Genomic DNA, 13,640 nt, shown 5'->3' with positions numbered 1-13,640 from the left:
TCGTGGATACCTTAGTCAGCACTTTCTCCGATTTCCCTCATCCCCTCGCAGGTCGGGTACCGGATGACCGCTACAGACGGAGTCTCCCCCGCATGTTTGAGCTCCGCGTGGCCCCACATAGTGACGCATGCGTATATGTGTTGAAGTGGGCTGAGTTTTTTGTGGTGTCTTCGCTTAGCGGTCGTCTTTGTCAGCACTTTCTCCGACTTCCCCTCCCCACTGGATCTCTTGCCGACGGCCAGAGGATCAAGGCGAGAAGGAACGCGGCAAGCGGAGTCTCCCCCGCATTTTTGGGCAAGCCGCGTTCCCCCTCGCAGTGACGTTTAGCCGTGTGCAAGTTGATGGGGTGGGGTTGTCGTGAGTATTTCAGCCAGCACTATCATCCGACTTCCCTCATCCCCGCGAGGGTCAGGGGCCGGTGCGTGCATCGTCAGGCCATTCTCACCCACTATTGGGGAGTACGCGGTTGATCGCTACAGGCGGAGTCTCCCCCGCATGTTTGAGCGAACCGCGTTCCCCCTCGCACTTCCGTTCTCAGGGTGCGAGTTTTTGTGGGGTAGAGACCTTGTGGCTGCGTGCTTACCCTACGTTATGAGTCTATGCAGCATAAAACCCTATGATTCGGACTCGGCCTTAACTAACACACCGGAGAAGGTCCGGTCTTAACCAACTGCCCTCCCCCGTGTGTGTGGTTACGGCGTCGTCGCCGGGCGACTAGGGTAGGTTACCGCCGCGACCGACTCGCCGGCGCTCGCGACGGTCAGTCTTAACCAACAGAATAGGGACGAGGGGCCAGTCGTTGGTTAAACCTAGTCCTACTCTAAGGGATCGTTGAGGAGGTCGTCCTCAACGAGTATTATTGGGGTATCGGGGTCAGTGAGACGGTCGCCGCATCGACGCCGAGGAGGTATTCGACCGTGTCTGACGGAGACCGTACCTATTTAATGGAGTCCTCCGAACGAATGCGATATGCAGAGCTAGAAGGAGTAGGCCGCCGGGGACATCCCCGGAACGTTTGCACGCCCCGGGGACGCTCGCCCCTCCGCAGGAATCACTTGGTACCTGTTTCTGCGGCGGCGAGTGTCTTAATGTTTACCCCTCTCGCTAGCCGTGCGTCTACGCGGCGCGAGACTGTGGTTCTCCCGGTGGACAGCACAGCGAGTCAACCAGCCACGAACACGAATACCCATGTCCACCACCAGTAATCCGCCTGCCGACGATCAGCCCGTCAATCAACACGACGACGTCTCCCTCGAGGCACTCGTCAACGAGGTCCAGAAACTCAGAGAGGAGGTGAAGGAACTGCGAGCCGATAAACAGGACCTCCAAGACCGCGTCGCGCGTCTCGAAGCAGAGGACCGGAAGGCGGTTCATCGCGCCGAGAACGCCGAGGACGCCGCCCAGACGGCGGTCGGCATGGCGAAAGACGCGAAGGACGTCGTCGAGGACGTCCAAGAAGAGACCGAGCAGCGAGGGAAGGTCTACAAGGAACTCGTCGGGAAGGTCAACACGTTCGAGGGGCGTCTCAACGAGTTCCACGGGGAACTCGAACTCTCGGAGTACGACTCGACGTCGACGAAAGACCGCGTCAAGCGCGTCCTCATCGACCACCTCGGCTACAAGGCGTACCAGTCCCGCCAGCGGAGTCGGAAGAAGAACGCGCCGGCTGTCGCTGGCATCGCGTACGGAGCGGTGCACGAGGTCGCTGGCGCCAACCACATCGACATCTCTCGGGAGTACGGCTACACCATCGCCCGAGAACTCGTCGAGGAGAAGGACTTCGTCCGCATGAAAAGCGGCGGTGAGCGGAACACGGGGAAGGCAAAGAAGCTCAAGCTCCGGTACGACGACCTCCCGCCCGCACTCCAGGACCGTGCTCGTGACCTCTACCGGGAGAATAACTCGGGGGGTGACTAACACGAACAGTCTGTAACACGGTTACAACAGCACGCGGGCGGGACGGGGGAACAGACGCCCTCGACGTGGCTTGGACTACCACGTCGCCTACACGGCCACCCTAGAAAAGTGGCCGTTGTAGGTAGTTAGTGGTGGTCGACTACCGTAGGGTCCGCTTCGTTTTCCGCTTCTTTTCCGCGAAAACGTCGAGATTCGTGCGGCTGAGACACCTCTGCCGTTGTTGTAAGTCTGTTACAGCATTCGAGGATAAGAGGACGAGAGCGAGAGGCTGTCCTCCTGTGGAAAATGACGTTTTAGCGTCTATGTGGTTGTAACACGCTGTTACACGAGGGTCTGATTGCACAACAGAACTACAATCGAAGATGTTCCCAACCGGCAAGGAATGGCCCATATGACTCTGGTCGAATCGGATAACGGTGAACGACCTGCCCGAGTAGTCACTCGACGACTGCTCTGTTACTCTACTTGGTTGCGTTACGATCTCTTGCTATTCTAATTCTCTAATCAGAACCACCGCGCTAACGGGTACTTCTAAAGCCTCATCTTGGTGCCTGAGAGATGACGTGTGAACTAATCCTGTGAAACATTCTCTCCACCTTCTCCCCCCTTCTCCCCCCTCCGTCCGGCAACTGCCTACCTTGACTAACTCGAACCAAGGGGTGTTCAGGCGATACTTCGCGCGAAGCGACGCGTGGAATCGCCTGCAAGAGAACATGGAATGGTGGGTTTTCATGTGTGGGTTCGCGTGAACTCGCGCCTGAAGAACGAGGCCCAGAGGCAAATCCGGCCAAAGCTTATCAACGATCTTGGTAGACGTGGGCCATGGAACCGCCTGGTCCCGAGAAGATCGACAGAAGAAGATTGGAAACGGTTTGTCCGGACGATGGTGAACTCCCAGAGTTCAACCCTGACGAATGGCCCGCCCATACTGATGTTGTCGTCCGGTGTCTCTATGAGAACCGAGCTACGTTCCTACACGAACGAGTTGGACACCGGGTTCTGCCTCTGAGAGACATCGTCGACGTTCTACCACTGAAAGAAAACAGTAGACGCCCACTGTTGAACAAGGACCAGTGCCGGTATCGAATTCAGAAGCTGGTCGAGGAAGAGATGGTGGAGGTGAAACACGTCGACCGCGGTGGAGGGAAGCCCGAACAGCGCTATTGGCTCAACAAAGAGGGCGTCATCCTCGGGAATGCCTTAGACACTCTCCATTCTCTGTTCGGTGAGATACCAGAGCCGGTGGAAGCAAAGCACCTGGTTGAGCTGACCGGAGCGATGAACAACGTGGTCGCACAGGTGCACGGGATGGAAGAACAGATCGAGGAACTCGAGGCGCGCGTCGACGAACTAGCGGCCGACTAAGGTCGTTTCGCGCATCCAGCGCCGGTTCGAGTCGACGGCGTCGAGGGTGTGATAACTTGCCCGTACTTCATTCCCCGCCCTGACGTGCAACCTCATAGTCAATCTCCTCACTCTCCTTGAAGCAACCTCTCGACTCTAAGTATTCGCGTATCGCCTCTTCGACGAGATCGTCGATGGAAACCCGATCAAATGGCTTCGACCGTTCATACGCGATATATTCGAGGGCGACAAGATAGTTGGTCGGGACCCTACTGGATACTCCCGATTTTCCGTCTTCAGGAATGGACTCGCTCATACAGGTGTGCTGTCATCTAACCCCAAAACAGTCCTGCTAATAGATCAATACGCAGTGGATATCTGGGGCACTCGCCGCAGCGACGTCGTGCTTCCGTATCGTCCTACTCACGGCGTTCGTCGCGGGGACCAACACAGTCGGCGTCCTCTACGACTGGTCGGTGGGGCACGCCTACAATATGATCGTCGACGCCGACGGAGCGTGGTGTTCTTCGAGCCCTAGAGTGGGGAGGTTGTCGAGTTAGGGAGTGGGAACTACACGCTCGAATCGAGGCTTCTCGTGTTCTGAGAAGGGATATCGGAGTGTTAGTGACTGTTCCTGTCTCTATCTGAGAAACCGCCTCCCGAATTGACATGAGGCCTACAGATTTATCCAAGAGCATTGTATAGGTCCGATATCCATGTCAGCACTTGACAAGATGGAACAGGACGAGGAGTATGAGGCATTTCGCGACGGCCTCCTCGCTCTGTTTAGTAACATCGACGATCCACATCAACTCCGGGAGGCCCTAGAGGAACGGGGTTACGAGGACGCGCTAGAGCATGTGGACCTGAGTAGGGACGAGTACGAGCACAGACTCGAAATACTCCAAGCACTCGCAGAAAACATTCAGGATCGGAATCCAGAACTCGTAGACGAACTGCGCGAGGAACTGGATACTGATCAGGGTAAGTGAGGGGGGTATGGGAGCAGATACTTTCGCGGGGTGCGCACTTATTTGCTTTTCCTCGTGTAGTACTCCAGAGAATATCACCCTCTGCCTTTCGGGGTGTGCACTACTGCACGGGAAGGATGCGATACCAGGAGAACCTGAGCAGCCGGAACCAGACGACCCAGAAGTGCCCTCTCCAAATGGAGGAGAGGAGGGTGAGGGTGCAGCTCCGAACGGCGGAGAGGACGTCACAGACACCGATATACAAGAATCAGAAGGAGGGGAAGAACCAACTGACGGCTAACAAACCAAGGAATAGCCCCAGCTATGGAGCTATTCTGAGTCAAGTCCGAGTTCTTTCCGAACCGTCGTGTCGTTCACTACCGACCGAACGAGGGCTGGATAGAAATCTCCATTCTTCGTCATTTTCTCCCCATGCTCTCGACGATACTCGAGGTTCAGCTCATCAAACCGAAGGTCGAGATCGTCTGCGAGTTCCTGGTCGAAGTACATCGCCACATGCGTCTTTTCTCTCACAGAGGGGTCGTCGTAGATCCGTGCGTCGGGGTGTAGTGCCTCAAACCACTCCTCGAAACCGTCCGCTCCGGTGTGAATCTTCCCGTGGCAGGACTGGCAGACAGGTTCGAGGTTCTCGATAGTGTTGTTTCCACGGTCTCCGTCGACGTGATGGGCGACGATCTGTTCAGTCGACTCGCAGATAACGACTCTTCGCCCTTCGAGTCGAGGCAAACGCGTCGATAGGTGGCGGTCATCGGTCCTACTGTTCTTTTCGTTCTTTGCGTTCCAACTCCTCAAGGAACTCCATGAGCTCATCAGGTTCCATTTCCTCCATACGTTGCATCCCAAGCGCGACGAGGAGCGGGTAGAAGTGTCGCGTCTTCCGGAACTCTCGGTCGATATCGGCCATGTCGAGATCCAGGTCGAGTTGCTTGTATGCCCGCCCGAGGTTTGACTCGATGGTGTCAGGGAGGTAGATGCTCCGGGGCGTCCACTCCTTCTTTACGTTCGTGACGTTCCAGCCGTTCTTTGAACGAGTGTCGTTCTTTTCATTCATGTCGTCTTGTGCGCTTTCTTCACTCGCCGTTGTGGTGTCTGCCTTCATTTCGTCCTCATCGTTCCGGTCGTTCTTTTTGTTCTTTGCGCGATTTCCGTTCCTCTCGTTCTTGTCGTCCTGTTCCTTCCCCTCGCCACCAAAGCGCCGAGAGAGACGCTCGTCGATATCGTCAGGCATCGGCAACCTCCGCAGCGATGGTGGCGTAGACGTCGCGCATGTCGCAGTCGTCAACGCCGTCTCCGAACAAGGACTGACCGGCGTCGACGGCGCGCTTGATGGCGACACGGCGGCGAATTACGTGGACGGGGATGTGCTCACCGAAGCGACTCTCGAACCACTCGATCGCATCGCGTTGCTCGTTGTCGAGCGGGTAGTCGACGTTCGAGACGATGAGCCCGAGGATGTCGATGCGGGTTCCGTAGTTATCCTCAAGCGTGTCCAACTGCCGTAGGAGGTGATTCACGGCGAGTTGCGACGATGCGTCCGCCTCAACTGGAACCAGCAGTTGGCCGGTTGCGAGGACGACGTTGTCGTTGATCGGCCCGAGCGACGGCGGGGCGTCGACGACGATCGCGTCCCACTCGTCGACATCCTCGAAGAGCATCTGTAGGCGGAGACGGGGTTTCATCCCCGCGGCGATGAGGTCCTGCTCGAGGTGGAACATGTCGATGTTGCTCGGGAGTAGATCGAACTCCGCGTGCTGGACGACGAGGTCGTGGACGTCGTAGCTCGATGGGTCTTTGAACGCCTCGTAGAACGAGTCCTCTTCGGCAAGGTAGGCGTCCTCGAAGCCGAGTCGGTGCGTGAGGTAGCCCTGGGGGTCGGCGTCAACGGCGAGGACGTCGAGGCCGCGGTCAGCGAGCGCCCCGGCGATGTTGATAGTATTCGTCGTCTTCGCGACGCCGCCCTTCTGGTTCGTGATTCCTATCTTTACGGTCATGCCGTTCTATCCGTTCTTTGCGTTCCACTCGTTCTTATAGATTCGTCAGACAACCGGGACGATTCACTGGAAACGGTAGGGTACGATCCACACACGTGTACCTCCATACACGTAAGTAAATTCATGAAGAGCGCCGCCGTCGTCTACTCGCTGGACTCCTTCACCAGTTCTACACTCCCACCGCCCGGTGTCACAACGCACTCGAAGTCGGATAACTCATCGAAGTATGCGAATATCCAAGCGACGTCCCCCTTGGCCTCATTTGGTAGGTCCGCGAGCGTGCATGGGGAGGGCAGGTCTGCATACAACTGTTCAATTGACACATCGACCACTTTCGCGGTTCCTGTCTCTCCAGTAGCGTACCGTCGATTGGGTGCCGACTCGAATTTGTCTCGGGAGATGACCCAGGTAGTTTCGTCCTCCGGTCGATGTTCGAGGACAGTGAGTGAGTGTTTTTCCAACTTGCGGACACCGAGATAGTGGAGGATGAGGTCATACATCTCACGGGAGAGACTCCGCTGAACACTATTCGACTTTGAGAAGTCGATCGTTTCCAGCAGCCGCCTGTTTTTCTCAACGAAGAGCGCTGCTGCTTCTTCTTCGTCCCCCTCTAAATACGACACCGAGACGAATTGCCCCCCCGCTCTATGTTCTGAGCGCTTTGATCGGGTTGCGACAACCGAAATCTGACGGAAATGGAACCGTTCCTCATACGATAGGCCCCCTCGCCCTACTCCTGTCTGAGGAGATTGTTTGAGTAACTCGAAATCGTTCGTCATAAATGTGGATAACTGGTGTCTGAAATGTCTGTAAATCGCGGTATCGTAGTGTTGTATGGCGACTGCATGAAGTAATGAAAAATCGAAGACCGAATCGGAGGAAGGTCCTCCGGGAGTTCGGTTAGTTAGTCGCGGCGGACTGCGAGGAGCGCCGCAGCGAGAAGCGCCGTCAGAGCAACGACCACGCCGAATCCAGGCGTGCTCGTCTCAGTCGGCTCTTCGGTTGCGGGCTCTTCGGTTGCCGTGGCTTCGGTCGTTGCCGGAGCCTCGGTCGTCGCCGGTGCGTCCGTCGTGGCGGGCTCGTCGGTGACCGTCTCCGTGACGTCGTCCGTCACGGTTTCGGTCGTGTTGGAGCCTTCAACGACGGTGCCGTCGACTTCTTCCGAGCTGTCGACCGGACCGTTGCTGACCGTGATCGTGTATTCGTCACCGACGTTCTGACCGCTGAAGTCGAATTCAGTGGAGAACGTGTTGTTCTCAGTGACGTCGACCGATGCGGTCTTCAGGAAGCTCGGGCTGGTGCCGTCGGCGCTACGGACGCGGATGCGGATCTCCGTGCCCGGTGCGACGTCGGACTCGCCCTCAACGATCTGACCCGCGGCGTTCGAGACGTTGTACGGGTCGTCGAGCGTGTGTTCGGCGTTGATGAGGTCGAAGTCAGTCTCAACGGATTCTTCGCTGTCCGAGAGGTTGCCGTCGTTCTCGTAGACGGTGAAGTTCGCCGTCAGCGAGTCCTCATCGTCGATACCGACATCGGTGTCGCCACGGTACGCGCCGATCTCCGACGAGTCCGTGTCGAACGCGATGTAGTACGTGTCGTTGTCAGCGTCACCGACGACGCTTTTGACGTTGTCGGAGGACAGGTTGAGCGTGTACGCTTCGCGGTTTGCGGGCGCTTCGCTCTGGTTCACCGTGAAGTTAACCGGCTGGTCGGCACCGAAGAACGCGTCGGCACCCTCATCCTCGTAGAGGCCGCCGAGGCCGGAGGCGTTGATCTGTGCGACAACGAGGTCGCCGTGGGCGATGTCGCTGTCCTGCGTGAGGTCACCGTTCTCGACCGCTTCGGTGAGGTCCTCGTAGTCGCTGAGGCTGGTACCGCTGGGTGCGGTCCACGTGTTCACGCTATCGGTGCTGCGCTCTTCGAGGACGAGCGTCGCGGCGTTCTGGGAGTCAGAAGCGTCCGCGTCGCGGACCTCAAGGTCGTAGTCGCCTGCGTCGAGGAGCGTGCCGACAGAGTTGTCGATGCTCGTGCTCGAGTCCGTGTAGACGATGCTGTCGTCGTCGTCCTCGACGTCGAAGGCGTTACTGCCGTCGTCGTCGATCGCGGCCCACGTGTCGAAGAGGATGACGGCTTTGCCGTCGTCGTTGTCGTCTTCGACCGTCACGTTGGCCTCGAAGCCGACGTTGTCGCTACCGATCTGGACGGTAGCTTGGTCGGTGTTGCTGAGCGTAACAGGAATCTTGACGATGTCACCGCGCTCGTTGGTGATGACGCTCTGGTTGAAGTCTGCTTCGCCGTCACCGGCTTCCGCGACGTTGATCGTCGAGGACTCGTTGGTGACACCAGAGAACTCATCGCGGACTTCGAGCGTGTACGAACCCGTCTCGTCGGTGAAGTCACCGACGGAGAACTCGTATTCACCCTGGCCGTTCAGGTCCGCAGTAACTTCGTCGCCGAATTCGTCGTCGCTCGAGTCGTAGAGTTGGAGCGCGACGGGGCGGTTACCTGCGTTCGCAGAGACCGTCCCCTCGACGGAGTCGGTCGTCGTGATGTTCTGGTCGTCGATGTCGAGAGTGAGACCGAGGTCACGGACCTCGAAGGTGGTTTCGGAGCCACCCTCAAGCGTGAAGTTGTACTCACCGAGCGCGCTGTTCTCCGTGTTGAACACGAAGACCTGGCTGTTCTCGCCGGTGGAACCAGAGAACGCGTAGTTGTCTTCGCCTTCAATCTCGATGTCAGTAGCCGGGCTGGCAGAGACGATGGCGACGTTCGAGCCCTTGTAGGCGTTGCCGCCGTCGTTGTTCTTCACGGTCGTGGAGGCGAACGTAACGTCCTCTGCATCGTCGGTGTCCGTTACTGCGCCTTCGTTACCGGCCGTGTCCTCAACACTGTACGTGATGGAGATGTCCTGCGTGTAGACCTTAGAGAGGTCAAAGACCACGCGGCCATCGCTGCTCGCGCTGTTGTTCAGCGAGGGCGAAGCCGAGGTGATCTCTTCTTCGTCGCTGTCGAGAAGAGTCACACTCGCGGTGCTGGCATCAACGTCCTCGTCGAACGCGAGTTCGAGTTGGGCGTTGACGTTGGAATCTCCGGACTCCGTGTCGTTATCGTAGTGGATAGCAGACTGGAGCGACGGAGCGTTGTCTTCAACGACGAGTTCCGTCGATGCGTTCGAAGAGAAGCCGCTTACAGCGACGCCATCCTCGAACGAGGTACCACTGTTATTCTGGACAGCGTACACCGTGTACGTATCCGTAGAGAGGGATCCCACGTTCAGGTCGCCGAAGGAAACGGTTTCTCCAGCAGCCCAGGCACTGTCGTTGGTGGCAACCGGCTCTGTGGATTCGTTGTAGTAGCCGTCGCCGTTCACGTCGACAAAGGCGAAGTAGTCGTCGGTGCCACTACCGCCACTGTCGTTCACTTCTACGTTTGCAAGATTCGAGACGTCTGTGTTGATATAATGGGTCGAATCCTCACCACTCCCGAGGTTGAGAGTGCCAGGATCCGCCGCCGCAGCAGCAGAGCCCGTGAACGCGACGGTGCCTGCAAAGACGGACAGGACCATCAGCGCCGCGAGAATGACTGCGCGGAACTGCTTTTGTTTACTTGTCATGTTTAGTTGGGTAGGTCGCAGGTGGCAACACCATTTTCAAGTCGCCCTCGATTCCAGACGCCCGACCGACCGGACTTGAACGACGGTACTCACTGATGTCACCTGGGTAGGGGTACGTGGAACACAACCACTCTTCAGTAAATACTTTGTGTATTTCAAGAGATTTTATAATTAACTAACAATACGTGCGTATTGGTGATTTCTGATGTAAGGAGGCCCGAGGACACGATATAGAAGTAATCTATGTTATTATCAGGCACACGCAAAGACACGAAGACCGGCAGAACCCATCGGGCTTTACGCAGGCGTACACAAGAGAAATACTACGAGAGAACCGGCGATTGAGAACAGGTTCCAATTAGGTTTTCAACACATTCTCCGAAGCCAAAACGCTGTCAGAGGCACCCCCCTTTCATTTATTTCTGTAGAAGGCGCTCTACAAGCGTCTCACCGATCCAAGAATTGGGCCCTCTTCACTCGTCGTCGATGATCATCCAGACAAGTGAGTTACCAACCATCTTCGACTCGACTTCTCCATCACTCTCCATTTGCCGAAGTCGATAATCAGCACCTTGGCGAGTGACGCCAACAGCGTCAGCAACTTCTTTGGTCGACGCAGGCGCATGTGCCCGGACTGCGTCCAGATAGTCCTCTTCTGGGTGAGTCACATCACCGGATGTTTGCTCCATGTAAAAATAGATAGACGCTCCATCTTCTTAGAACTTGCTATGTGGCAAGTTTTATTGTGACTGGCTACGTAGCAAGTGGTGTAGAAGGACGGTCCCCTCGGGGCATTTGGAAACGCCCCGACGTGCTGGAACACGTCAGGACTGGCCTTCTGTGGGACAAAGACCATGTGTACGATAGAATCCGCCGAAGTTCAAGGCATCGCTCTCGAAACCGACCCCGACGCGCGCGACGTCCGCGCCGTCACCCAGTACCTCACGGTCCTCGACGACGCCCCGGGCGTCGCCGGGGCCGACGACATGTACCTCGTCGTCTCTGAATCCGGGAGCGACTACACCGTCGACGCCCGCTCTGGCGCGTGTCCGTGCCCCGACTCGACGTACAATCTCGACGACGGCGAACTCTGCAAACACGCCCGCCGCGTCGCCATCGTCCGCGGGGAGCGCGCCTTCCCCGCCGTCCCCGTTGACGACGTCGACGAGCAGATCGGGATTCACGTCCCCAACGGAGTGACGCTTGCCGACGTGACCGCGTCCGCGGACACGTTGCGCCCACTCGTCGCTGACGGAGGGGAGATTATCGTCGCCGGCGACGACGGCGAGATTCTTGACGACGACGGCCCGACCTATACGTTCCACCGCGAGACGCCGGACGTCGGTGGCGCGCGCTACGTCCGCTGCGAGGAGTGCGGCGCGGAGTGCGTCCCCGCGGACCCCGACCGACTCCTCCACCGCGCTGGCTGTTCGGGGAGAGACTAACCCGACCGCCAGCGGGGGCTCTCTCCCCGCCTGCCCCGGCACGGGGGCGTACGCAGGCGGTCGGTTCGACGACGTCGTCGAGCGCCGGCTGTGGGCGTCCCTACGGAGGTAGCACGTATGCCAGACCCACCCACCGACCTGACCGACGCATCGCACGCCGAACTCCGTGCTCTCGTCGAAGAGCACCCTGACGACTCCATCGGGCAACTCGCAGACAGCATACTCGCGGCGAGGGGCGAGGAGAAGGGCGATGATCGACAGACGAACCCCGGGGTTGACGCCCCGAAACCCGCCGACCCCGAACTCGAACCCATGTCCAACGACACTCCCGACGACGAGACGACGACCGAACAGCGAGAGACGACCGCCGAACCGAACCCGTGGGCAGAGGTCGGCCCCGCCCTTGCGCACGACGACGTCATGGAGGCCCGGTTCGGCCTCGAAGACACCCTCCGCGAGATTGAGGCCACCCTCCGAGCGGGCGACACCCCGACCGCCGAACAGGTCAACGAACTCCGCGAGGAACTCCACGGCCTCCAGGCATTCACCGAGCAAACGCTCGCCGTCGTCGCGGACGGAACCGAACCGTGGGCGCGCGGATTGAACCAACGAGTCTCAATCGGCACCCTCCGCGAACAGGCCGTCACCCCGGGAGGAGACCGATGACCGAGCGCGACACTCCCGACGACGAGGAGACGATGGACGTCTCGTCTGAGTTGTTCGACGAGATACCGACTGTCGAGAACCCCTCGGAGGAAACTCGGTACTTAGCAGAGATTCGCTTTCCGCCCGCGGCCCGCATGGACCGGACGCCCTCGCAGGGGTACATCGTGAACCGCGACGTCGAACTGGAGGTTCCTCAGTGGGCCGTCGAGGCCGCCCGGTGGCGACTCCAGCAGCGCGAGAACCCGACTCGGGAGGACGCCGCGGAGTTCCTCCATGAGTTCGTCGCACCCCGCGTGACGAGTTTCCGAACTGAGGACGGGAGAGACGCGGTCGAGGAACTCATTGACGGAGGTGAGGACGGTGACTGACACCAAAGCCTGCCGCGTGTGTGGTGCCGAGAAGCCCACCGCCGTCGTTCGCGAGACGACGGTCGACCCTATCGCTCCCCTCCGCGCCGAGGTCTGTCGGACCTGCGAGTTCGTTCAGAACCACTCGCTCCCCGACGACCGCTGTGCGCAGTGCGGTGAGAGTGTCAAGGTGGGCTTCTCCCTTGAACTGGAGTACCCGCTCGGTGAGGCCGAACTCCCGGCGTTCATCGCAGTGACGCTCTGCGATGATTGCGCCTCGTGGGTCGCCTGCGATATCGCCTACGGCGGCGTCGACGCCGACGAAGAGGCACACGACCAGTATATCGACCTCATCGACCGCGAGATGGCCCTCCAGCGCGAGGCGGAGGAGCGGGCGCGGTGCGACGGGGGACGTGATGAGTAGTACTCGCCGTCGAGAGGCCACTGTCGCCGCCGAGACGGCGTCGGTCCCCGTGACCCCCATCGGTATCGACGTCGGGGAGAAGACGCTCGTTGCGGCCGCCACGGCCAGCATGGAGCCCGCCGACGCTTTCGCCGTAGAGGGGCATGACCCGGCGCGGCTGTTCGATTACCTCGCCACCGCGGTCGGCGCACTCCAGAGCGCGGGCTTCGAGACAGACGCCGGTGAGGCACAACTCACCGCGGCATTCTGGTACCGACTCCGCGCGCAGGTCCTCGACGCGGCCGCACGGACGGTCCAGTGGGTGCGGTCGCACTCCGCGCCGGTTCTGGTCCTCGAAGACCTCGGACGCCGTCAGCGCCCGCTCTGGGCGGTTCGCGACGACGCCGAACAGGTCGGGGCGTGGTTGCTTCCCCACCTCCAGAGTGCTCTCGCTGGCCGGGCACGCGAGGCCGGCGTGCCCGTTGCGTACGTCGACCCCGACGGCACCTCCCGCGAGTGCCACCGGTGCGGGGAACACGGGGAGCGCGAGAAGCAGCGGTTCTGGTGTACGAACCCCGACTGTGACGTCCGGGGTGTCGACGCCGACCGGTCGGCCGCCATCACGATTGCCTCGCGCGCCGAGGTGGACATCCGTGACTGAACTCAGCTGTAAGGAGTGCGGGACGCGCTTCGAGACTGACCGCGACGTCGGCGGTGCCGGGAGCGATACCTCTCGGTGTCCGGCGTGCGGGCAGAAACACGATATTCCCGTGGCTGACGGCGGGGGCGGGCCGGACGAACCTGCGGCGACCGTTGAGGCCGACGGGACGACTGTGGAGATTCACATCCACGTTCATAAGCACGGCGGGTAGTCCCTGCCGCCCCGTCTCGAAACGTCGTGTACGGCTTATACTTTAAATAC

Annotated in this window: 16 protein-coding genes; 9 read left to right on the top strand and 7 right to left on the bottom strand. The window is 59.3% G+C overall.

Annotation, left to right across the window (positions count from 1 at the left end; genetic code table 11):
- The first annotated feature begins 1,188 nt into the window (after positions 1-1,188).
- Both BM167_RS17630 and BM167_RS18240 read left to right on the top strand, forming a co-directional pair.
- Positions 1,189-1,917 (top strand): hypothetical protein, encoded by a 729-nt coding sequence (locus tag BM167_RS17630; RefSeq protein ID WP_092894049.1) that lies wholly within the window; start codon positions 1,189-1,191, stop codon positions 1,915-1,917.
- A gap of 822 nt (positions 1,918-2,739) precedes the next feature.
- Positions 2,740-3,282 carry a helix-turn-helix domain-containing protein gene (locus BM167_RS18240; RefSeq protein WP_143095545.1) on the top strand — a complete coding sequence of 181 codons (543 nt, stop codon included), beginning with the start codon at positions 2,740-2,742 and terminating at the stop codon, positions 3,280-3,282.
- 67 nt (positions 3,283-3,349) lie between these two features.
- Here the strand turns inward: BM167_RS18240 and BM167_RS17620 are convergent, their stop codons facing one another.
- On the bottom strand, positions 3,350-3,577 hold the full coding sequence (locus BM167_RS17620; RefSeq protein ID WP_092894047.1) for a hypothetical protein: 228 nt from the start codon (positions 3,575-3,577) through the stop codon (positions 3,350-3,352).
- Positions 3,578-3,977: 400 nt separating this feature from the next.
- Here BM167_RS17620 and BM167_RS17615 point away from each other — a divergent pair, with 400 nt between their 5' ends.
- On the top strand, positions 3,978-4,253 hold the full coding sequence (locus BM167_RS17615) for a hypothetical protein (RefSeq protein WP_092894046.1): 276 nt from the start codon (positions 3,978-3,980) through the stop codon (positions 4,251-4,253).
- A 309-nt stretch (positions 4,254-4,562) separates the two neighbouring features.
- Here BM167_RS17615 and BM167_RS18235 read toward each other — a convergent pair whose 3' ends face one another.
- The 6 genes from BM167_RS18235 to BM167_RS17585 form a co-directional block, all read right to left on the bottom strand.
- On the bottom strand, positions 4,563-5,063 hold the full coding sequence (locus tag BM167_RS18235) for an HNH endonuclease signature motif containing protein (protein WP_143095544.1): 501 nt from the start codon (positions 5,061-5,063) through the stop codon (positions 4,563-4,565).
- Complete coding sequence (locus BM167_RS17605) at positions 5,008-5,481, bottom strand: DUF8160 family protein (protein ID WP_092894045.1); 474 nt, start codon at positions 5,479-5,481, stop codon at positions 5,008-5,010. The genes BM167_RS18235 and BM167_RS17605 overlap by 56 nt, the downstream gene beginning before the upstream one ends.
- Positions 5,474-6,244, bottom strand: coding sequence for a ParA family protein (locus tag BM167_RS17600; protein WP_092894044.1), 771 nt, complete (start codon positions 6,242-6,244; stop codon positions 5,474-5,476). The genes BM167_RS17605 and BM167_RS17600 overlap by 8 nt, the downstream gene beginning before the upstream one ends.
- A gap of 143 nt (positions 6,245-6,387) precedes the next feature.
- On the bottom strand, positions 6,388-6,867 hold the full coding sequence (locus BM167_RS17595; RefSeq protein ID WP_143095543.1) for a hypothetical protein: 480 nt from the start codon (positions 6,865-6,867) through the stop codon (positions 6,388-6,390).
- Positions 6,868-7,148: 281 nt separating this feature from the next.
- Complete coding sequence (locus BM167_RS17590) at positions 7,149-9,857, bottom strand: DUF7827 domain-containing protein (RefSeq protein ID WP_092894042.1); 2,709 nt, start codon at positions 9,855-9,857, stop codon at positions 7,149-7,151.
- 473 nt (positions 9,858-10,330) lie between these two features.
- Positions 10,331-10,546, bottom strand: coding sequence for a FaeA/PapI family transcriptional regulator (locus tag BM167_RS17585; RefSeq protein ID WP_092894041.1), 216 nt, complete (start codon positions 10,544-10,546; stop codon positions 10,331-10,333).
- A 165-nt stretch (positions 10,547-10,711) separates the two neighbouring features.
- Between BM167_RS17585 and BM167_RS18665 the strand changes: the two genes are divergently transcribed.
- The 6 genes from BM167_RS18665 (at position 10,712) to BM167_RS17560 (ending at position 13,590) form a co-directional block, all read left to right on the top strand.
- Positions 10,712-11,302, top strand: a complete 591-nt coding sequence (locus BM167_RS18665) for a DUF8118 domain-containing protein (RefSeq protein ID WP_177213412.1) — start codon at positions 10,712-10,714, stop codon at positions 11,300-11,302.
- A gap of 117 nt (positions 11,303-11,419) precedes the next feature.
- Positions 11,420-11,968: a hypothetical protein gene (locus BM167_RS17575; RefSeq protein ID WP_092894040.1), complete on the top strand. Its 549-nt coding sequence runs from the start codon at positions 11,420-11,422 to the stop codon at positions 11,966-11,968.
- The gene (locus BM167_RS17570) at positions 11,965-12,336 is read left to right on the top strand and encodes a hypothetical protein (RefSeq protein ID WP_092894039.1); all 372 of its coding nucleotides are present in this window, start codon (positions 11,965-11,967) and stop codon (positions 12,334-12,336) included. The genes BM167_RS17575 and BM167_RS17570 overlap by 4 nt, the downstream gene beginning before the upstream one ends.
- Positions 12,329-12,739 carry a hypothetical protein gene (locus BM167_RS18660; RefSeq protein WP_177213411.1) on the top strand — a complete coding sequence of 137 codons (411 nt, stop codon included), beginning with the start codon at positions 12,329-12,331 and terminating at the stop codon, positions 12,737-12,739. Before BM167_RS17570 ends, BM167_RS18660 begins: the two co-directional genes overlap by 8 nt.
- Positions 12,732-13,379 carry a zinc ribbon domain-containing protein gene (locus BM167_RS17565; RefSeq protein ID WP_177213410.1) on the top strand — a complete coding sequence of 216 codons (648 nt, stop codon included), beginning with the start codon at positions 12,732-12,734 and terminating at the stop codon, positions 13,377-13,379. The genes BM167_RS18660 and BM167_RS17565 overlap by 8 nt, the downstream gene beginning before the upstream one ends.
- A complete protein-coding gene (locus tag BM167_RS17560) occupies positions 13,372-13,590 on the top strand; it encodes an MJ0042-type zinc finger domain-containing protein (RefSeq protein ID WP_092894037.1) in 219 nt (72 codons plus the stop codon). The genes BM167_RS17565 and BM167_RS17560 overlap by 8 nt, the downstream gene beginning before the upstream one ends.
- Positions 13,591-13,640: the final 50 nt, after the last annotated feature.

The sequence above is a fragment of the Halopelagius inordinatus genome, from assembly GCF_900113245.1.
Classification (GTDB): Archaea; Halobacteriota; Halobacteria; order Halobacteriales; family Haloferacaceae; genus Halopelagius; species Halopelagius inordinatus.
The sequence above is the reverse complement of the archived record's forward strand: the minus strand, read 5'-3'. Positions and strand labels throughout refer to the sequence as shown.